The organism is Cytophagales bacterium (assembly GCA_033344775.1).
Lineage (GTDB): Bacteria > Bacteroidota > Bacteroidia > Cytophagales > Cyclobacteriaceae > JAWPMT01.
In genome coordinates this window covers 169,673-188,864 of record JAWPMT010000002.1, presented here as the reverse complement: position 1 = coordinate 188,864, position 19,192 = coordinate 169,673, and the positions used below count along the sequence as shown (strand labels likewise).

The 19,192-nt window shown below is 42.6% G+C and carries 19 protein-coding genes and 1 tRNA gene; 8 read left to right on the top strand and 12 right to left on the bottom strand.

All coding sequences use genetic code 11. The annotated features are described in order from the left end of the window. Positions 1-73: 73 nt before the first annotated feature. The 5 genes from R8G66_05535 to R8G66_05515 form a co-directional block, all read right to left on the bottom strand. Positions 74-937, bottom strand: a complete 864-nt coding sequence (locus tag R8G66_05535; GenBank protein MDW3191801.1) for a sigma-70 family RNA polymerase sigma factor — start codon at positions 935-937, stop codon at positions 74-76. A gap of 85 nt (positions 938-1,022) precedes the next feature. Beyond that, positions 1,023-3,164, bottom strand: a complete 2,142-nt coding sequence (locus R8G66_05530; GenBank protein ID MDW3191800.1) for a polyribonucleotide nucleotidyltransferase — start codon at positions 3,162-3,164, stop codon at positions 1,023-1,025. 108 nt (positions 3,165-3,272) lie between these two features. Continuing rightward, positions 3,273-3,542, bottom strand: coding sequence for a 30S ribosomal protein S15 (gene rpsO / locus R8G66_05525; protein ID MDW3191799.1), 270 nt, complete (start codon positions 3,540-3,542; stop codon positions 3,273-3,275). 75 nt (positions 3,543-3,617) lie between these two features. Further along, positions 3,618-5,414 carry an LptF/LptG family permease gene (locus R8G66_05520; protein MDW3191798.1) on the bottom strand — a complete coding sequence of 599 codons (1,797 nt, stop codon included), beginning with the start codon at positions 5,412-5,414 and terminating at the stop codon, positions 3,618-3,620. Positions 5,415-5,477: 63 nt separating this feature from the next. Then, a complete protein-coding gene (locus R8G66_05515) occupies positions 5,478-5,870 on the bottom strand; it encodes an START-like domain-containing protein (GenBank protein ID MDW3191797.1) in 393 nt (130 codons plus the stop codon). Between the two features lie 102 nt (positions 5,871-5,972). Here R8G66_05515 and R8G66_05510 point away from each other — a divergent pair. Beyond that, positions 5,973-6,046 (top strand) — tRNA-Met (locus R8G66_05510). 309 nt (positions 6,047-6,355) lie between these two features. On the opposite strand, the gene R8G66_05505 is transcribed toward R8G66_05510, so the two are convergent. The 4 genes from R8G66_05505 to R8G66_05490 all read right to left on the bottom strand — a co-directional run bounded on the left by R8G66_05505 (position 6,356) and on the right by R8G66_05490 (position 11,597). After that, positions 6,356-6,859: a hypothetical protein gene (locus R8G66_05505; GenBank protein MDW3191796.1), complete on the bottom strand. Its 504-nt coding sequence runs from the start codon at positions 6,857-6,859 to the stop codon at positions 6,356-6,358. Beyond that, positions 6,849-7,157 carry a helix-turn-helix transcriptional regulator gene (locus tag R8G66_05500; protein ID MDW3191795.1) on the bottom strand — a complete coding sequence of 103 codons (309 nt, stop codon included), beginning with the start codon at positions 7,155-7,157 and terminating at the stop codon, positions 6,849-6,851. Before R8G66_05500 ends, R8G66_05505 begins: the two co-directional genes overlap by 11 nt. A 293-nt stretch (positions 7,158-7,450) precedes the next feature. Next, on the bottom strand, positions 7,451-9,814 hold the full coding sequence (locus tag R8G66_05495) for an ABC transporter permease (GenBank protein ID MDW3191794.1): 2,364 nt from the start codon (positions 9,812-9,814) through the stop codon (positions 7,451-7,453). Between the two features lie 580 nt (positions 9,815-10,394). Continuing rightward, positions 10,395-11,597, bottom strand: a complete 1,203-nt coding sequence (locus tag R8G66_05490; protein MDW3191793.1) for a thioredoxin family protein — start codon at positions 11,595-11,597, stop codon at positions 10,395-10,397. A 182-nt stretch (positions 11,598-11,779) separates the two neighbouring features. Here R8G66_05490 and R8G66_05485 point away from each other — a divergent pair, with 182 nt between their 5' ends. Continuing rightward, entirely contained in the window at positions 11,780-12,217 is a 438-nt protein-coding gene (locus R8G66_05485; protein ID MDW3191792.1) for a hypothetical protein, read from the top strand. Positions 12,218-12,224: 7 nt separating this feature from the next. Here R8G66_05485 and R8G66_05480 read toward each other — a convergent pair whose 3' ends face one another. Next, positions 12,225-12,836, bottom strand: coding sequence for a toxin-antitoxin system YwqK family antitoxin (locus R8G66_05480; GenBank protein ID MDW3191791.1), 612 nt, complete (start codon positions 12,834-12,836; stop codon positions 12,225-12,227). 139 nt (positions 12,837-12,975) lie between these two features. Here R8G66_05480 and R8G66_05475 point away from each other — a divergent pair, with 139 nt between their 5' ends. From R8G66_05475 to R8G66_05465, 3 genes are all read left to right on the top strand, one after another. After that, complete coding sequence (locus R8G66_05475; GenBank protein MDW3191790.1) at positions 12,976-13,413, top strand: response regulator transcription factor; 438 nt, start codon at positions 12,976-12,978, stop codon at positions 13,411-13,413. A gap of 109 nt (positions 13,414-13,522) precedes the next feature. Further along, positions 13,523-14,050 (top strand): DUF4199 domain-containing protein, encoded by a 528-nt coding sequence (locus R8G66_05470; GenBank protein MDW3191789.1) that lies wholly within the window; start codon positions 13,523-13,525, stop codon positions 14,048-14,050. Between the two features lie 55 nt (positions 14,051-14,105). Next, on the top strand, positions 14,106-15,689 hold the full coding sequence (locus tag R8G66_05465; GenBank protein ID MDW3191788.1) for a mechanosensitive ion channel family protein: 1,584 nt from the start codon (positions 14,106-14,108) through the stop codon (positions 15,687-15,689). Here R8G66_05465 and R8G66_05460 read toward each other — a convergent pair. Both R8G66_05460 and R8G66_05455 read right to left on the bottom strand, forming a co-directional pair. Then, complete coding sequence (locus tag R8G66_05460; GenBank protein ID MDW3191787.1) at positions 15,658-16,098, bottom strand: hypothetical protein; 441 nt, start codon at positions 16,096-16,098, stop codon at positions 15,658-15,660. The two genes, R8G66_05465 and R8G66_05460, sit on opposite strands and share 32 nt — an antisense overlap. Next, a complete protein-coding gene (locus R8G66_05455; protein MDW3191786.1) occupies positions 16,079-16,543 on the bottom strand; it encodes an Lrp/AsnC family transcriptional regulator in 465 nt (154 codons plus the stop codon). Before R8G66_05455 ends, R8G66_05460 begins: the two co-directional genes overlap by 20 nt. A gap of 218 nt (positions 16,544-16,761) precedes the next feature. Between R8G66_05455 and R8G66_05450 the strand changes: the two genes are divergently transcribed. From R8G66_05450 to R8G66_05440, 3 genes are all read left to right on the top strand, one after another. After that, on the top strand, positions 16,762-17,250 hold the full coding sequence (locus R8G66_05450; GenBank protein ID MDW3191785.1) for a hypothetical protein: 489 nt from the start codon (positions 16,762-16,764) through the stop codon (positions 17,248-17,250). A gap of 118 nt (positions 17,251-17,368) precedes the next feature. Continuing rightward, the gene (locus tag R8G66_05445) at positions 17,369-17,734 is read left to right on the top strand and encodes a BlaI/MecI/CopY family transcriptional regulator (GenBank protein ID MDW3191784.1); all 366 of its coding nucleotides are present in this window, start codon (positions 17,369-17,371) and stop codon (positions 17,732-17,734) included. Next, positions 17,731-19,185 (top strand): TonB family protein, encoded by a 1,455-nt coding sequence (locus R8G66_05440; protein MDW3191783.1) that lies wholly within the window; start codon positions 17,731-17,733, stop codon positions 19,183-19,185. Before R8G66_05445 ends, R8G66_05440 begins: the two co-directional genes overlap by 4 nt. The last annotated feature ends 7 nt before the right edge of the window (positions 19,186-19,192 follow it).

Sequence of the window (19,192 nt, the reverse complement as noted above, 5' to 3'; positions counted from 1 at the left end):
TTTTCCTTCCTAACGTGGATAATCACATTTTGGGTCCACGAAAATACTGGAAATTCAAGATTTGTCCGGGTGTTTACCCTAAGTAAGTTTTCAACGACTTGCTTCTTGAGGTCTGGCGCAATCTTCGTATCGCCTTTTCCTTGATCTGACGTACCCTTTCGCGGGTCAAATCGAACTTTTCTCCGATTTCTTCCAGCGTTAAAGGTTCTGCGCCCGTCAATCCAAAATAAAGCTGAATGACGTCTGTCTCACGAGGTGTCAACGTTGAAACTGCGCGATCAACTTCTCGAACCAGGGAATCAGAAATGAGGGCATCATCAGGAATATGGTCCTCTTCGCAACGCATGGTATCTAGTAAGGTCTGGCCATCTTCATCTCCCATAGGTGCATTCATGGAAACATGCCTTCCTGAGATTTTAATGGTGTCCAACACTTCATCCTCGGATACATTCATCATTTCCGCGATTTCCGCTGGAGAAGGTTCGCGTTCGTAACGCTGCTCTAGTTCCGTGAAAGCCTTGGACATTTTGTTCAGCGATCCCACCCGATTGAGCGGAAGGCGAACGATGCGTGATTGTTCGGCAAGCGCCTGTAAAATGGATTGTCGGATCCACCATACGGCGTAAGAAATGAATTTGAAACCTCGGGTTTCATCGAAGCGTTGTGCAGCTTTGATCAAACCCAGGTTACCTTCATTAATCAAATCACCTAAAGTCAATCCCTGGTTCTGGTACTGCTTTGCAACAGATACCACAAACCTGAGGTTTGCTTTGGTCAATTTTTCAAGTGCTAGGGAATCGCCCTCCCGAATACGGCGGGCTAACTCAACTTCGTCCTCGGCAGTGATCAATTCGACTCTACCGATTTCTTGCAAATAACGATCAAGGGAGGCACTCTCCCTATTAGTAATCTGCTTACTAATTTTGAGCTGTCTCATAGTTTGGCGGTGTGTGTAGTAAGTGTGTTTAAATTATGAGTCACCCAAATAAAATTTTTATTTAGGTGACCTACCGCCAATAAATTTAGTCAGCTTTTGGTTTTCTTTCGGGTTTAGGCAATAAAACTTTTCTAGACAGTCTGAATTTTCCGGTTTTCTTATCGACATCCAGCAGCTTGATTTTCAGTTCTTCACCTACTTCAAGCACACCATCCATCTTGTCGATACGCTCCCATTTGATCTCAGAAATGTGCAGCAAACCTTCTTTTCCTGGCAAGAATTCGATAAATGCACCAAATGGCATGATCGATTTTACCTTCCCTTCATAGACCTCTCCTACTTCAGGAACAGCAACGATATTTTTAACCCACTGGTAAGCCGCGTCTAATGGCTCTTTGCCTGAAGCAAAGATGTTCACCAAGCCACCTTCCTTGGTTTCTTCGATCACTACAGTCGCTCCAGTTTCTCTTTGGATCTCCTGAACCACTTTTCCACCAGGCCCGATCACCGCACCGATCATGTCTCTTTCGATCTTGATAGAAACAAGTCTTGGCGCATTTGGCTTCAATTCCGCTCTAGGCTCAGTAATGGTCTCTGAGATCTTCTCAAGGATATGCAATCGTCCTTCTTTAGCTTGCATCAAAGCTTCTGTCAATACTTCGTAAGGCAGGCCATCTACTTTGATGTCCATCTGGCAAGCAGTGATCCCTTCTGTTGTACCAGTTACTTTGAAGTCCATATCACCAAGGTGATCTTCATCACCAAGAATATCCGAAAGAATGGCATATTTACCTGTCTCAGGATCAGAGATCATTCCCATCGCAATACCTGAAACAGGTCGCTTGATGTGAATACCAGCATCCATCAAGGCCATGGTTCCAGCACAAACAGTTGCCATAGAAGAAGAACCATTGGATTCTAAAATATCGGATACTACACGAATGGTGTAAGGATTGTCATCTTCAGAAGGAAGCATTGGTTTCAATGCTCTCATCGCAAGGTTACCGTGCCCTACTTCCCTTCTACCTGGTCCACGATTAGGACGAACCTCTCCAGTAGAGAATCCAGGGAAGTTGTAATGCAAGATAAATTTATTGTACCCTGACTTGGTAGCACCATCGATCATCTGCTCATCGAGCTTAGAACCTAGTGTTACGGTAGTCAACGATTGGGTCTCACCTCTGGTGAACACAGAAGAACCGTGTGCAGAAGGTAAGTAGTTGGTTTCACACCAGATTGGTCGGATCTCAGTCGTTTGACGTCCGTCCAAACGTACTTTGGTATCCAACACGCAGTTTCTTATCGCATCTTTCTCTACATCATGGAAATATTTCCCAATCAGGAAATCGCTGTACTCGTGCTCTTCGCCCAAAGTGGCAACAAACTCTTCTTTAACTCCTTTGAAGAGCTCGCCTCTTTTCTTTTTATCAGCAAGACCTTGCTTCGCAATGTCATATACTTTGTCGTAACAGGCTTCTTTGATTTTTGCCAACAGCTCTTCATCGCTGCTTTCGTGATTGTACTCACGCTTCTCCTGGCTACCTACAGCTTCCGCTAACTCGATTTGGGCCTGGCATTGTACTTTGATCGCATCATGAGCAGTTTTCAGTGCTTCGATCATGTCAGATTCCTGTACTTCTTTCATCTCACCTTCCACCATCATGATGTTGGTCATGTCGGCAGCAACGATCAGATCAAGAACTGCTTCGGCTGCTTCTTCCACGGAAGGGTTGATTTTGTACTCATCCCCTATTTTGATCACACGAACCTCAGAAATAGGTCCGTTGAAAGGAATGTCAGAGACAGCCAGTGCAGCAGAAGCAGCAAAAGCGGCTAGCCCATCAGGAGCTACTTTCTCATCATTGGAAATCAATGAGATCATTACCTGAGTATCCGCGTGGTAATCGCTAGGGAACAAAGGTCGAAGTGCTCGATCAACCAAACGGCAGATCAATACTTCATGATCAGAGAGTTTACCTTCTCTTTTCAGAAATCCACCGGGGATTTTACCGGCAGAGGCAAATTTTTCTTGATAATCAACAGACAGGGGAAGGAAATCAACGTCTTCTCCTGCGTCTTTTTTAGAAACTACGGTCGCTAGCAACATGGCGTCGCCCATTCTGACCATTACTGAACCATCGGCTTGCTTGGCCAACTTGCCGGTTTCTATCGTAATCTCCCGACCATCGGGCAGATTGAATGTCTTTTGCTTAAAATTAGGAAGCATGTAAAATGAATTTTCTTGTAATGAAATAGGTCGTGTAGCAGGGCTGGAAACCCGCCAAGAAGGGAAAAAACAAAAAAGGGAATCATCAGGATTCCCTTTCTTAAATTCTTATTTTCTGATATTCAGCTTAGCAATAATGCTTCTGTACCTTTCGATATCGTTCTTGTACAGATAATCTAGTAATCTTCTTCGCTTTCCTACTAATTTCAGAAGCCCTAGTCTGGAACCGTAATCTTTCTTGTTCGACTTCAGGTGCTGAGTAAGGTGATTGATACGGAAGGTGAACAAAGCAATTTGAGATTCAGGAGATCCTGTATCTTGCTGTGCCTTTCCAAATTGAGTGAAAAGTTCTTCCTTTTTTTCTTTCGTTAAATACATTATTTAGATTCTCGTTCTTCTATTCTTCTAAATCAAAGCGCAAATTTAGAATTATCCTTTATCAAAACCAAAGGTTTATTGCGCTCTCTTTTTCTGGAATTTTGTCTTGAATTTATCAATCACCACATTGTAGAAGTCAGTTTCGAACAATCTGGCATCAATTCTTGCCTGTCTCAGGAAAAATAAACCGATCGGAAGGAGTGTAAAATCAGCAATCCAAACTGAGAAGAATGGATCCGTAACTCCAGCCTTCGCCCACTTCTCGGTAGTAATGGTCAGCACATAGTAAATAATGAAAAAGAAGATAGATACGATCACTGGTACTCCTAACCCTCCCTTTTTGATGATGGCTCCCAGAGGTGCACCAATCAGGAACATCACCACACAGGCGAATGCCATGCTATACTTCTTGTATTTCTCTACCGAAAACTTGTTGTGGTTCAACCACAATCCATTTAGGTTGGAATTAACACTCCCCAATTGTGATTTGATCGAGCGGGCCTGACTCAAGGCATAATCGATCACTCCTTGTTTCTTATAGGTCTGCTTAAATTCTCTATCCAATATCTCATTCGTCAATTCAGGAATAGGAATCATCGCAATGGACTTGACTTTAGGCTTGACTTTAGTTCGTGTACGATTCTTCCGTTGATGCGGCGGCAAACTTTGCAATGCCGCGTTTCGAATCGAATCAACATTCTCCTGCGAAAGATCAAATTCATTTCTCAAGGTGGCTTCATCAAATTCGACATCATCCGCTCTTAGCTCTTCCTGCAATTCCTTCCGATCAAATTTTTTCAGGGTATCCTGCTTCCAAAACCAATCAATGAAAGCCAGGGAAAGTATAGATGCTTGCATCATCCTTGAGGTATCCGCTTGTATGCTATCAGCCGGGATACTGTCCATTGGAGCCTCTTCCGGTATTATTAGTGTGCGATCATAAATGGAAAGATCTACTTCCTCAAACAAATCTGCCACACTGTACCGGAGGCTGTTCCTCATAGAATTGCGGAATCGCATTAATCCCTTATCGTACATTCTTCCAAGGGAATCAATGTCTTCAGTTAGTTCTGCCACATTTTTCATCTGGCGATTATTACGAAACAGCTTTTCATCCGTGTCTTTCAATCCAAATGACGATAGATCAAACACGATCTCCATCTGATCAAAAGAGGTTCGGTAGAAATAGTCAATGGGGTCAGCATTCTTCTTCTCTTCAGCAACTGCATGTCCATTGAACAGTTCCAATTTCAGGTAGCGATCATTAAAGAACGTATACATTCTGGAGGAATCCGCAATGATCAACGACTTGTTACCCAGCTTCTGGGTATGATCGTAGATCAACACTTCTTTCAAAGTCTGATTATCAGGAAGCTTCTCCTTCACCTTGATGCTGTAGTCCGGAATTCCATTATAAAAAACCCCAGGTTTGATGTCTAATGCGGGCTTGGTATGTTTAATATCATAAAGCAGGCTGTACGCTTTGAGGTTTGCCGCGGGGACCACATAATTATTGAAATAGAAGGCTCCTACCGCCAATACCACCACGAAAAAGAAAATCGGTCTTAAAGCACGTAGCAACGAAATACCTGAACCTTTGATGGCCGTCAATTCGAAATGCTCCCCTAGATTCCCGAAGGTCATCAATGATGAGACTAACACACCCAGAGGTAGGGAAACGGACAGCATATTGAGACTGAAATAGAAGATCAGTTCTCCAAATACAGAAAACCCAAGATCCTTCCCAACAAAATCATCGAAATACTTCAACATGTACTGGATCAGAAGGATGAAGGTCGCGACAATCGTCGTTAGCAAAAACGGATTGATAAAAGACTTAATAATCAGCTTATCGATCTTCTTAATGCCCATACGTCACGTAGCTGTTAAATTTCATTCGTTGGTACAACGAACGCAAAGTTATTTTGTTGGACGTTACCCGCCTACAATTTCTTTGAGATCATGTATGAGGCTGTCCCAAAGTTCGCTGGCTTCCTCATCATCCATGTCTGAAAAGTCGGTCACGCGTAGAAAAAGCTCCTGTGTCATTTCACTCACATCGAACTTCATTTCCACATAGTTGACATCATCTTCATCAGTTTCCGTATCCAGGAATTCAAACTTCACGTGGTGGTTGGCGCGACTAGAGACCATCTTGGCCTTATTTTCCTCACCGTCCCAGATGATTGTGTAGACTTTGTCTTCATTATTGACGTTTACATCGTCAGCAAACCACTGCGAGAGGCCGGATGCTGTTGATATATAGGGGTATAGCATCTTCTTGGATGCACGAAAATCATATTCTCCTATAAACTTATTCTTAGCCATACACTAAAAAATTTTGATCAAGGTATAAAAAAAAACACTATCGCCAACTCCTCCTTGCAAAATCTCATTAGTTTTGCACCTCTTTTAAAAAGAGCCACATCTGGCGAGGTAGCTCAGCTGGTTAGAGCGTCGGATTCATAACCCGGAGGTCGGGGGTTCAAGTCCCCCCCTCGCTACTATTTCAAAAGTCGATTAAATTTCTACAAATCGGCGATAAGCGAGCTTCAGGAACATTTTTAGGCTAACATTCTTCAAATCGTCCCCTGTTTTGGAAATATACAGAAAACTTCGATTAATTCGGTTCTTGTTGTTGTTTTTTGGTTTAGCACTCCTAAATAATTGAAACTCAACGAAAAGGCAGATACTGCAAATAAGCTTAGATGTGCTTTTGGATTTTGGCTTATAGTTTCTAAAAGTTCCGCAACCAAAATCAATAAACCAGCAACGATAGAGTGCTTCTATCAAATTTGAGCAGCTGCAAAAGATTAATTATTTCTTGCCTTTTCCTTCTCTTCCTCAGCCGTAGGCATGCGGTAGAAATATCCTGATAGCTTGAATTTGTAAGCGTGATAAACAACGGAAGTGAAATTCAAGAAAAGAATCATATTAATCCACCAATTCTTGAGGCCTTGCTCCTTCATGTCTTGTTTAATGTCGTGAATGTCAGCGAGGTATTCTAGGCGAACTGTTTTTGGAAGAATATAAGCCAATGAACGAATGTACGCTTTTTTCTTGGTCTTGATACGATTTGATAATTCCATCCCTCGATCGGACCAGTTTGCCAGAATTGACTCATGCCCTTTTTCAAGAAATTTCTCCATTCTCTCTTCATCAAGAAGCTTTTCCAATTCCTTATTCAACTTCTTACTTTTATTAACCAGTTGTTGCCAATCATAAGCATAGTATTCACGTGAAGCATTGTTTCGAAGCATTGCAATTTCCCCTTCCAACTTAGCTACTCTACCTGACTTATTAGTTCTATTCCTCATAAGACACAGTTTGAACTCCCCATTTGACCATAAAAAACTCCTGAGCTTCTCGCAGTACTCTGCTACCCTCTCCGGTAATCTCATAATAACGTCGGCGGGCGCCTTCGGTAACTTCTTCGGTTCCCCAGCGGGATTTGACCAATTCTTTTCTTTCAAGTTGCTTCAGGACATTGTACAGTCCTCCAAGCAAAATGTTGTCCTCCAGTTCTTTCTTGATCTCATAACCATACATTTCACGACCTGCCACCAGTACAGAAAGGATCTTCAATTCTTGTAATGTAATTCGTATATCCGCCATCTTTCTTCAATGAACTTAATCAAAGATAGTATAATTAAATTAATTATATAATTGAAATACGAATATATTTAGTTTGATGTTACGATTGTGATGCATAACCCGTATTGGAATCCTTTTGATTAGAAAATAAAATATAATTGATCCGAAGGCGCCTTACAACTAAGCACAAAAAGGCTTTATACGTCATTCCCGGCTTGATCGGGAATCTCAAAATCATTTAGCACATCCATTATTGAGATTCCTGAACTACGTCAGGAATGACGGACCTTTTTGGGCTTTTGTTACGATCTTATTTACCCCTCCCGCAAAACCTTCACGGGATTGACCCTACTGAGTTTGAAGATTTGGATAGCAATGCTGCTGAAGGAAATAAACAATAAACCTGCCGCAGGGACCAGAATGTGCAGAGGTGTTACCTGAATGCGGTAGCTGAAGTCATTGAGCCACTGGCCAGTGAGGTAGTAGATAACTGGCAAAACAACCAGAATGGCCACCACAAAGAGGGTCAGGTATCTTTTCAGGAGGTGTGAGCCAATGATCAGTGAGGAGGCACCGAATGTTTTCCTTACGCCTACTTCGAGTTTGCTGTTGGCCATTTCAAAAATGGAAAGCCCGATCAGGCTAAAGCAAGCCAAAAAGATCGCCACGAAGGTGAAAACGCGCATGACACCCAGCAGTTGGTCTTCCTGGCCAAATTGATAATCATAATAGGAAGACAACAAGAAATACTCAAAGGGCATTTCGGCGTAGATGTCTCGCCAGATGGATTCCAGCTCTGCATACGATTGTTCTGTTGGAGGATTCTCTTCATTAAAATTGACTGTAAAATATCCGCGGACCGCATTGAACCTAAATATCATGGGACCGATCTTTTCCTTAGGAGAGGTTTTGTGATAGTCCAGTACCACACCGATGATGGTATACGTTTCCTGCTCTTCATCCACAATCTTTTGTCCGATCGCATTGGACAGTTCCAAGCCTAGCGCCTTCATGGATACTAAATTGATAAGTACTTTGCTGCGGTTGGATGGACCACCCTGCGATGGAAAATTCTCCCCGGCCAGGACCTCAATCTCATAAGCTGGCAGGAATTGGGGATTGATATTATTCACGTACATCAATACTTCATTTTCCGTTCCCTGAATATGGTAATTCACTTCCTGTCGATAGGCCTGCCCAGGAATTGTAGTGGATGAAGAAACATGATTAACCCAGGACAACTGGGACAGCTCATTGCTCAAAGCTCGTGCTCTACGCCCCTTTCCTTGCCACACATCTTTCGGCGGTTTGATGATCAGTTTGTTTTCCAAATTGACTCCTTTGCTCATTCCTGAAAGGAAATCCATCTGCAGATCAATCACATAGGTAAAGGTGATCATCATGATGGCGATCCCGAATTGCAATCCAGCCAGGACTTTTCTCCGACGAGCGCCTGCATTGAATCTGGCTTGCTTCGATTCCTGAAGTGTGGTTTTGTGCCGGATCAAGAACGTACTCATCACGTAACCAGAAGGCAGCAAAGCTCCGATGATAAAGACAACAATGAACAGCGTATTCAGAAAATATTCATCACCTAACAATGGCAATAGATGTCCATCGGTCAATCCCTGAAAGTAATCCTTTACGAAATAGAGCAAAACCAAGGATATGGCCAATGCGATCATCACAACCCCTCCTGTTTCTACTAAAAATTGTTTGACCAATCCTGAGTTGTCGGCACCAATGGACCGCCGAATGAACATTTCTCTTTGTCGCTGCATGAATTGCACGATGGAGAGGTTCGTAAAGCTGATCCAAGACAAAACCATGATCAGGATTCCTGTTGAGATCAGGAAAAGCTCAAACTTGGATAGTTCCGGTTTAATCGGATCGAGTGTGATGACAATGCTTCGATTCTCGTCCTGAAACATCGGTAAGGCATTGACCGCTCTGGTAATTTTCTCTGCCACCAATTCAGCATCTTTTCCTTCTCTAAGCAGCACAAACTGATTATACTCTGCATTTTCCCAGAGATTGGTCAGGTCTTCGTGACCACTGACCAGTATATTGAATCGTCTGGATGCACTTCGAGGCAGGTCCTCCACCACACAAGCCACCGTCCAGTTGGTTTCTGCTCCCCATGAGACTCTACCCTTAATGGTGCGTCCTATCACATCGATCGATCCGAAGTACTTTTCTGCGATGGAACGATTAATGATCACTGAAGCAGGCTCATCCAATGCCTTCTCCAGATTACCAGCAAGCGGCTGCAAATTGAATATGTCGGTAAAAGCCGTATCAGCGGAAAATATCCCGGTCTGATTGAACTGCTTTAATTCTCCTGTCTCATTTTCCACCGAAATCAAGTACTCTACTCCCCAGTTGAATTTGGTGAATGCTTCTACTTCCGGGATCTCACGCTGGGCCAGGATAGCAACTCCACGATAAGTTGCACTACCATCATAAGTGACGTTACCATCATTAGTTTCTATTTGACTTACATGAAAAATCCGATTACGATTTTCATAGCTGCTATTGAAAACAAGTGAATAACCGATGTACTTGGCGATCAGCAAGGCGGATACCATCCCAACGGACAATCCAGTGATATTGATCAAAGAGGACAGCCAGTTCTTCTTGAATACTCGAAAAAAGGTGCTTAGATAGTTTTGGATCATATGGATGATTAAATAGGTACAATTTAAATCAACTGGTTGCTTTCAACTCGTAATTTTCAATAAAAGGGAGATCACATTTATGGCACTTAATTTGTTGTATTTGAAAGAAAAACAACAACCGTGAGAATTAAATCAACCTCATCCCAACCTGTTAGGCTATTTGTCCTTACAGTTTCCCTACTCCTGTTACACGTTTCTTGTCAGGAAGAAGAACCTGCGCTGCTCAAGGATTTACGGCCGGACAGGTTTTACGTGCCCATCTCCGACCGAGTGGCATCATCGAAAGGTTAAGAGAAGAGCTACTCTTTCGGAATTGTGGAGAGACAAACTCCAGTCTTATTTGTCCGAACATTGCAACTGAGATTTTTTTCTAGCTGAAAACTTCTATCTCTTTAAGACAAAAAAAGCAACCCATTGCTGGGCTGCTCACACCTGCTTGACAATCAGACTCGCAATCGAGTCGATTTATTTTGAATGTTTTATCTGAGTAAGTCATCAGTCGCGCCGAATGAGATCACGGACATTTTTGAACCAAAAAAATCTTAGGCCCAAAAATTCCGAGATGACGCGACTATTTTAGTTATCCTCCAAAAGGCTCATCCATGGAGGCCAAAAGGTCCTCGATATCTGAACGGTTATCGTCATCACTTAAGGCCAGGGCCTTCTCTCCCATCTTCCGGGCATCTGGAGCTTCGCCTGCGTAGTGATGTACGACAGCTTTGGCCAGATAGCCTCTCCAACTTTGCTTTTCAAGGCTGATCAGTTGATCTGTCCAATCATGAACATCCTGATAATACTTCGAATCAAGCTCCAGTTCTGAGACCGCCTCAGCCAATCGCATGGATCGGGCCATCAATTCTTCAGCATCTTCCCAAAGGAATTTACGCACCAACTGATCGTATGTCTCAAAGAATTGGTCATGTGCATTGGTGTTATAATAGTAGATGTAATATGATTCAAGCTTATAGTAATCCCTGGGATGTGCATCCTGACCGAAAGCCGTGCGTGCTTCATATTCCAGGTCTATGCTTTTGTCCAGTGTCGCCAGATCCTGGTCCCCCACAGCAGAGCCAATCATATCACTGAGCACGTTACCCAAAATATACGATTCAAAGGCTTCGCCATAGCTATTATGGAATTGCGCTTTGTTTTTCCAGATGTACTGGAAAATATCAGAACTATGATCGAAATGATAACCAGCGATTAAGGACCAATTGTTGATACTGGCCAAATCTGTAACGGAAACTCCTTTCAGGTAGTCATTCACCAATTGATTGGCTTGCTCTTCGTCAGTGGCTTTTAAATAGTTCGCGTATTTCAGGAGTATATCCGGATCATCGGGATTGGCGGCATAGGCTTTTTCAATGCTTTCTGCGTTGAGGCCGCTGCTTCCAAAATTGATCAGATCATCGGTTCCTAATGCTCCTACGGAACGGGTAACTTCTATTCCTTCGGCATTATAAATGACTAGAGTAGGGAACGCATCGATGTAGGTTTTCTCAACTAGTTCCTGGAACTCCCTCTCTGCATCAATAGAGACATTAATGAATTTATCATTAAAGAATTGCCCTGCTTCGTCAGTGGTAAATACTTCTTTTGACATCCAGATACAGGGGCCGCACCAATCGGCGTAGAAATCAACGAAGATGTATTTCTGCTCTTTCTGAGCTTTAGAAATAATTTCTTCCCAACTTCCTTCGGTGAATTTGATCCCCTCGGCGGTAGCGGAATAGGAGATCAGCAGGCATAGCAATATCCTGGTGATTGTGTGAATCGGTCGCATAACATGGTAAGATTTTATTCGGTATAATAACGAAAAAGAAGTCATGTCTAGTATATGGCCAAAGTAATTATCAATTTGTATCGTAACTATATGCAAAAATGAAATGTCTGCGTTATTACTAGAGTTTCTACGGAAATGTCCGCAAGAATGACAAAATTTACATTTTAAACTCCTGAAACGTTATGCGATCGTATTTTTTGAAATCATTGGTACTCGTTGTTTTTGCCTCCTCATTGCTTTACCTGAGCTCCTGTAGCGAAGACGATGCAAAGAATGACCTATTGGGTTCATGGGTTGCTGCAACAATCGTCAACGGCTCCTGTTCTGATAGTGCAGATGATGGCACAACTACCTTGACATGCACTACCGAAGATTGTATGCGTTTGATCTTTACCGAAGGATCAGAATTCGAATTTCAAATCACGGCAAACAATGCCACCAGAAGACAATCTGGCACCGTCCGGATTGATGGCAGCACCATTGATCTGTGCGAAGAAGAAGAAGGCATGTCAATTTGTGATCGCTTTTCTTTCTCAGTGAACAGTTCCAGCCTAGTGCTGACCATGAACGATGAGCAAACGGGTTGTCAGGTAAGAACAACTTATACCAAAGAGCAGTAATCTTAGCTTACTCCCCTTCCGTTTTTGGTGGTGTGGTATCGGAGATGAACTGGCCATTCTCATATTCATATTGAATGGTCAGATTACCACTTTCATCAAACCATTTGGCGGTGCCGTGAATAACACCATTGCTGTAAGGCGCTTCTTCCAATACACTTCCATTGGGATAGAATTTTCGGGCCATACCTTCCAGCTGCCCACTGGCATAGTTTTTCTCTTCCTCGACCTTTCTGGATTTGAAGGTCAACAATTGCCCATGAAGCACGTCCTGATAGTAAGTCTGCTTGGATTTTAACTGGCCATTGCGTCCATCAAATACCAGCTCCACTCCGTGTTTCTTCCCTCCCAAATAATTGGTCACCTTCACTACAACGTTGGATTGAGGATCATATTCAGTCCAGGCGCCTTCTGGCTGGCCATTTAGATAATCTCCTTCACCAATAATTTTACCATTCTGATAAAGCATTACCCTTGACCGACCAGGCAGGTCATCGTAAGGATGAACAACAGCCCCCTTGGGTATGGAAGATTCACCACTTGTCTCGTAAGAAGACACTCCATCAGTGCAGCTTAACATCATCAAAAGAAACAAGGCACTAATACACTTCAATGGGCTCATGATTTGTGTGATTGATTCAGAATTCCGATTATGTTCAGTTGAACAATGTGTTTCATAAAACTATGCAGATAGCACACGAATACCAGCGAATTTAACGCTCAGATTCATATTTTTGAAGTGTTCTGAATTTTGTCAATCCTTGAAAACGAAGCGTAAAAACAAATTTATACTCAATCGGGAGTTCGTGATTTACGGCCTGATCATGGGAGTACTCATTGTGGTGCTTCAAGTGCTAAACTACGAAACCGTGATCCATCGATTATCTTCTGATGTATTCAGCGTGGCGATTGCTTTGTTGTTCACCGGAGTTGGATTATGGATTGGATTCCTTAATTTCAATAAAGCCAAGCCTGGCACTACTTCAAATGCAGAAGCAGGACAATCCTTTGGCCTCAGTAAAAGAGAAATGGAGGTACTGGTGCTTATCGCTGATGGGCACAGCAATCAAGAAATTGCGGATAAGCTTTTCGTTTCTCTGAATACAGTAAAAACACATTTATCAAACATTTTTTCCAAATTGAATGTCCAGCGAAGGACGCAGGCGGTGCAGAAAGCGAGGGATCATCAGATCATATAATACTACTCACCAAAAAGGACCAAAAACGTAAAATCACCCTTTGGTATGAGTGTTTTATTCTGATTGTGCACCTTCTTTGACCCATGACTCACACAAACCGCATATCATCATGAAAGCAAAAATATCATTCATTATCTACGGAGCCATTGCTGGCGTCATCACGATTCTCGGATTTATCCTTTGGATGGCGATTGCGGGAGAAGATCAAGATCTGAACATGAAGTATGGCGAATTGATCGGGTACACGTTCATGTTACTCGCTCTATCCACGGTCTTCTTTGCGCTAAGATCTTTTCGCGATAAAAATGATGGCGTGTTATCCTTCAAGGAGGGCTTCTTCAACGGCATGATCATTGTATTGGTTGCTTCCATTATCTACGTCGTTGGATGGATGATCTATTATCCCAATTTCATGCCCGATTTTGTAGACCAGTATACCCAGGGTCAGATTGCTCAATTAGAAGCTCAGGGTCTGAGCGAAGAAGAACTCAAGACCAAGGTCGATGAGATGAAGGCCTTTCAGGAATTGTATGAACAACCACTGGTAATGGCGGGATTTACGTTCATGGAAATTTTCCCGGTTGGCTTGATTGTCACACTGATCAGTTCCCTGATTTTGAAAAGAAAACGGAATTAGCAGTCTACCTGGCATTCGAAGGACCAGATGCATTTGAAGTTTTACTTTTGCAGTTATGAGAACAACACTGGTCCTGATCTTCTTTATACTCCAAAGCGTCCAGCTTTTCGGCCAGAACAGTCGCTACCTGGGCTCTCCTTTTCAGAGTGTCAGAACCAATTTGTATTACCTCCAACCTGAGACGTACAATGACTCACTGGCTTCCTTACCATACCTCAAGTATGGAGGAAACAAGGAAAAAGCTCAGTGGACCGCCATCAAACTCAAACAAATACTCGATGGAGAAGGGATCTACATTGATGTAGAATCTTTGCCCGCCAAACCTGACTATTTCGATAGTTTATCGGAAAAACACCAATATGCATTAACCAAAAAGTATCCGGACATCTATCTGGTTCTAGAAGATAGCGAATGGATCTATCCTAAATCTTCGATAGAAACCATTCACCGTATCCACAAGAAAGTATTCCGTTTCGGGACAGACCGCATCATTTCTCTTTTTCCCAAACAGGGCAATGACCTTTTCTTTGGACTTTATATTTTTCAATATGCTGGCATTCTGATCCTTGCGTTATTGAGCACGGTGCTTCACAAGATCATGACCTTCCTTTTCAGGAAGGCGATCTCAAATGCTCTAAAAAACAGTGGTTACGGAACCTTTGCTAAAAAGCTCCTTCAATCCGTAGCACAACCACTGAGTCTGTTGTTCATCATTTTATTGTTGGGAGTATTAGTCCCGGTACTGCTGTTGCCTCCAATCATTTCCAAGTATGTCATTCTGGTGCTCAAGGCCATGATCCCATTATTTGGGACCATCACCATCTATCGCCTGATCAACGTATTTGCACTCTATACCGAGCAGCTTGCGAAAAAGACCGATGGCACACTGGATGATCAACTGATCCCTTTGATGCGAAAGACTCTAAAGACGTTCGTCATTGCGATCGGAACACTCTTCGTACTGGACAATCTGGAAATCAACGTCATTCCCGTATTGACCGGTTTGTCAATAGGAGGACTTGCGTTTGCTTTGGCAGCTCAGGACACCATCAAGAATTTTTTTGGGTCCGTGATGATTTTCGTAGACAAACCTTTTCAAATCGGAGACTGGATCACCACCGGAGAAGTCGATGGAAACGTGGAAGAGGTCGGATTTCGTTCTTCACGGGTGCGTACTTTCCGCAATTCATTGACCTACATTCCTAACGGGAAACTGGCCGATGCGATCATTGACAATCATGGGCTTCGAAAATATCGCCGTTTTTATACCAACATTTCTGTCCAATACGACACGCCTCCTTCCCTGCTGGACGCTTTTATAGAAGGATTAAGAAAAATCGTGGATGAGCATCCTGAAACGCGGAAAGACTACTATAATGTCTACCTAAATGAAATGTCTGCTTCTTCATTGGATGTGATGTTCTACATCTTCTTTGAGGTACCAACCTGGCCGGACGAATTACGGGCTCGACATGAAGTATTGATGGAAGTAGCAAAACTAGCCGAACATCTTGGAGTGAAATTTGCATTCCCTACGCAAACGCTGCACGTAGAGACCATGCCTGATCAACATAACGGCAATTACATTGATCAAAATACAGCTCGGGTCAGGCTTGAAGAGTATTTTCATAAGCCGTAATGGGGAGCAAATCGGGCACTTGCCAAAACGCTCTTGCTTCCGGGTTCATTAAGTGATCTTTTGAATAAAATCTGAAAGGGAAATCCTTGTCCATAAAAGGCTGATCTTTCAATTTAATCCAATGCCTATCTGCCGCGGCAAAATCCGTTTGTTCGATATAGTACTGTAATATCCGGATGTAAAACTCAGAAATGGTCTCATGGTACCCGCTAGTTTCCGTATTTTCCCCTCCCTGACTCACATTGTATTGCCTGATCCCTTCTTTGATTTGAAAAGAAGCTTTGGCTAGTGGCATTTTCGACAAATACCATAGCGCCATATAGATGTGACAGTGATGGGTCCACTCAGCTGCTGGCCAGGTTCCGTCCTCGAAACCTTTGATCAATGCTTCAATTTCCTGATGGTTCATCTTTCGAAGTTCTATTTATTTTTTCCACATAAGTATCCAGAACGATAGTCGTACTGGTTCTGGAAATGCCTTTGATCACCTTGAGCTGTTTGGTCAGGAAATACTCCAGCTCGTGGGTGTCTTTGACCAATACTTTTAACAACAAGTCAAAATCTCCCGCAATATGATGGCATTCCAAAACAGGTGGACATGCCGTGACTGCCTGAACAATATTCTCTGCTAACTCGTGATCGACCCAGACTTTGATGAACGCCTTCAGGCGCCAGTCAAAGTGATCATTGGACAATTTCACCGTGTAAGATTCGATCACACCCGTTTCACTCAGCTTCCTTAACCTTTCCGTTACTGCTGGTAAAGAAAGATGTACCCTTCTGGCTATGTCTGCTCCCGATATGCGGCTATTGGCCATCAGCAGCTCTATGATCTTAGCATCAACGATATCCATTTCTTATATTCTCCTCACAAAGATTAATAATAATTTAACTAATTAGGTGATAATGATAAATTATCAAATATTATAAGTATTAATTACTCCATACCTAATTAATTAAAGCATAGAATCATTAAAGAACTTAAAAAGCTAAGATTCTTAATACCCTGACTTAAAGATCTCAAACTAAATTATTAGGTTTACAACTAAGTCATTAGTTTTAATTCTTTTTGATGTTCAAAACAATCTCAAAAGCACTGCTCCTATCAATACTGCTGATCGCTTGTAAATCCCGTCAGGTAGCTACACATGACAATATCTGTACTTTAAATTTTAAACTAACTCAGGAAAGTGCAGTTCTAATCGATCGTCCTTGGACCGAGACCAATATCACCATAATGAATTGGGACGAAAACGGAGATTCAAATGATGTCACGGATCAGTTCATGTCTTCTGATCTGGATGATGTGATCATCTTTAAGAAAGACGGAACCTTCGCTTTTGACGAAGGAGCCAGTAAAGCCCAACCGGAAAGTGCTCAGGTTTACGAATCCGGCAATTGGTCTTTGTACCACGAGGAGAAAAAACTGATTTTTTGCACTGATGGCCACAATACCATCTATAAGGTAGTGGAAGTGGCCCCCGAACTACTCGTATTACAATTACAGAAAAGCAAATCGGGTAAAAAGTATACTTACACCCTCACGTATTCCTCGAAATAAATCAAAAAATTGAGCTAATTAGGTCCATTTCTCGATGAAAACTAAAAAATTAGTTCAAATACTTTGCTACTTTAAACTAAAGCATTAGTTTTGAAACTAAGTTATTAGTTTTAATACAATGAAAGAACTTACCAAGGCCGAAGACGAAATCATGCAAGTGCTCTGGCAACTCGATAAAGCATTTGTGAAAGAGATCATCGAAAAGATGCCAGAACCCAAACCTGCTTACAACACCGTTTCAACGATCGTAAGAATCCTCGAGCAAAAGGGATTTGTAGGACATGAAGCCTTTGGTAAGAGTCATCGCTATTTTCCGGTGATCACCAAACAGGAATACAGTCAGAACTTCATGAAGGGGTTCATCTCCCGTTACTTCAGCGGATCGTATCAGCAGGTCGTCTCCTTCTTTGCAAAAGAGAAAGACTTGTCGGTACAGGAATTGGAAGAAATATTGAAAGAAATCAAAAACGACGAACCAAAATGATCACTTACCTCATAGAAGCCGGACTCATCCATTTGTCGCTGTACCTGATCTATTTGCTTCTGCTAAGAAAGGAAACTCAATACCAATTGCGTCGGTATTTCCTGATCGGATCAACTCTGGCAGCTGTTGCCGTGCCATTTTTGGATATCCCCTTGCTCCCAGCAAGCAATACACCCTCTGTTTCGGAAGCCATCAATACCCTGGAACCCATTCTTATTAATGGTAAAAAAACTTCTGACTTAGTGGCTTTTACTTCCGGCTACCAATTTGAATGGATACACGTGATCGGTCTGATTTCCGTAGTATTCCTGGGGTATTTCATCCTGGCCATCGGATCCATCTCGAGAAATTTGAAAAAAAGTAGCCGGTCCTCCCTTTACGGAATCCCCGTTTGGTTACAACGAGAGGAAAATCCAAGTTTTTCCTTTTTTAACTGGATCTTCATCGGTCGGGATCGGGAAGAATTGATTGTACTTCACGAAAAAGGTCACACCCTGCACAGACATACAGCTGACATCCTGCTGATGAACCTGTTCCGGGTCTTCTTCTGGTGGCTTCCCTCCTCCTGGTGGGTATTGAAAGAATTAAGATTAATACATGAATTCCAGGCAGACGCCTATGCCATGAAGCATGCAGATGCCGGATATTATAAAAAATTACTAATTGGTAATGCCCTGTCATCGGTGAATATGAGCCTGGCCAGTTCGTTTCATCATGGCACCCTATTGAAACGCTTAAAAGCAATGCAAGCAAAGAAGCAAATCATAAGTAAGTGGAAATTAGGGGTACTAGGTACCCTTGTAGCCACAGTAGTTCTCGTATTTTCATGCTCAGAACAACTAGAGCAGGACGTACAGGAAATTTCAGCCAATGCCAGTCTCGTTGTTGACTATCCATTGGCAGTCCAACAACGACTCGAAAAACTGAAGCACGAAACCGGGGCCGATTTTTCGGTACTGGAATTTCATTCAGAAACGGTCGACAAGAAGAAACTGGAGACGCTGGTTTCACAAGCAAAATTCGCCCAGTTCATGGAAGTGGATGAAGATGACACCAAATATCTTATCCTTTCTCAAGACGATGCGGCCTATGATGTGGTCATGGAAATGAGCAAATCTGAAGGTGAAGTTTATCAGATTGTAGATGATGAACCTGAATACGAAGGCGGAATCCAGAAATTTTATGAATACGTAGGTTCAACGCTGGAGTATCCCAAATCAGCTCGTGAAGCCGGCTATGAGGGAAGAGTATATGTGTCTTTCGTCATCAACAAGGATGGAACTGTTTCAGACGTTCAAGCCGTGAAAGGTGTGGAAGAAAGCATGGATGCGGAAGCAGTGAGAGTAATTGCCGGAAGCCCACAATGGAAACCTGGCAGAATCAATGGAAAAGTAGTCCGAACCCGTTTGATGGTACCGATCAGCTACAAACTGGATCCTGAAGAAGGCTGAACCTAAG

Bases quoted from the DNA above. Each gene is read 5' to 3' on its own strand.
- R8G66_05530 (MDW3191800.1), bottom strand. From the start codon at position 3,164: ATGCTTCCTAATTTTAAGCAAAAGACATTCAATCTGCCCGATGGTCGG.
- R8G66_05515 (MDW3191797.1), bottom strand. From the start codon at position 5,870: ATGGCTAAGAATAAGTTTATAGGAGAATATGATTTTCGTGCATCCAAG.
- R8G66_05535 (MDW3191801.1), bottom strand. From the start codon at position 937: ATGAGACAGCTCAAAATTAGTAAGCAGATTACTAATAGGGAGAGTGCC.
- R8G66_05485 (MDW3191792.1), top strand. From the start codon at position 11,780: ATGCGATCGTATTTTTTGAAATCATTGGTACTCGTTGTTTTTGCCTCC.
- rpsO (MDW3191799.1), bottom strand. From the start codon at position 3,542: ATGTATTTAACGAAAGAAAAAAAGGAAGAACTTTTCACTCAATTTGGA.
- R8G66_05445 (MDW3191784.1), top strand. From the start codon at position 17,369: ATGAAAGAACTTACCAAGGCCGAAGACGAAATCATGCAAGTGCTCTGG.
- R8G66_05450 (MDW3191785.1), top strand. From the start codon at position 16,762: ATGTTCAAAACAATCTCAAAAGCACTGCTCCTATCAATACTGCTGATC.
- R8G66_05500 (MDW3191795.1), bottom strand. From the start codon at position 7,157: ATGGCGGATATACGAATTACATTACAAGAATTGAAGATCCTTTCTGTA.
- R8G66_05460 (MDW3191787.1), bottom strand. From the start codon at position 16,098: ATGAACCATCAGGAAATTGAAGCATTGATCAAAGGTTTCGAGGACGGA.
- R8G66_05480 (MDW3191791.1), bottom strand. From the start codon at position 12,836: ATGAGCCCATTGAAGTGTATTAGTGCCTTGTTTCTTTTGATGATGTTA.
- R8G66_05520 (MDW3191798.1), bottom strand. From the start codon at position 5,414: ATGGGCATTAAGAAGATCGATAAGCTGATTATTAAGTCTTTTATCAAT.
- R8G66_05455 (MDW3191786.1), bottom strand. From the start codon at position 16,543: ATGGATATCGTTGATGCTAAGATCATAGAGCTGCTGATGGCCAATAGC.
- R8G66_05505 (MDW3191796.1), bottom strand. From the start codon at position 6,859: ATGAGGAATAGAACTAATAAGTCAGGTAGAGTAGCTAAGTTGGAAGGG.
- R8G66_05490 (MDW3191793.1), bottom strand. From the start codon at position 11,597: ATGCGACCGATTCACACAATCACCAGGATATTGCTATGCCTGCTGATC.
- R8G66_05440 (MDW3191783.1), top strand. From the start codon at position 17,731: ATGATCACTTACCTCATAGAAGCCGGACTCATCCATTTGTCGCTGTAC.
- R8G66_05465 (MDW3191788.1), top strand. From the start codon at position 14,106: ATGAGAACAACACTGGTCCTGATCTTCTTTATACTCCAAAGCGTCCAG.
- R8G66_05495 (MDW3191794.1), bottom strand. From the start codon at position 9,814: ATGATCCAAAACTATCTAAGCACCTTTTTTCGAGTATTCAAGAAGAAC.
- R8G66_05470 (MDW3191789.1), top strand. From the start codon at position 13,523: ATGAAAGCAAAAATATCATTCATTATCTACGGAGCCATTGCTGGCGTC.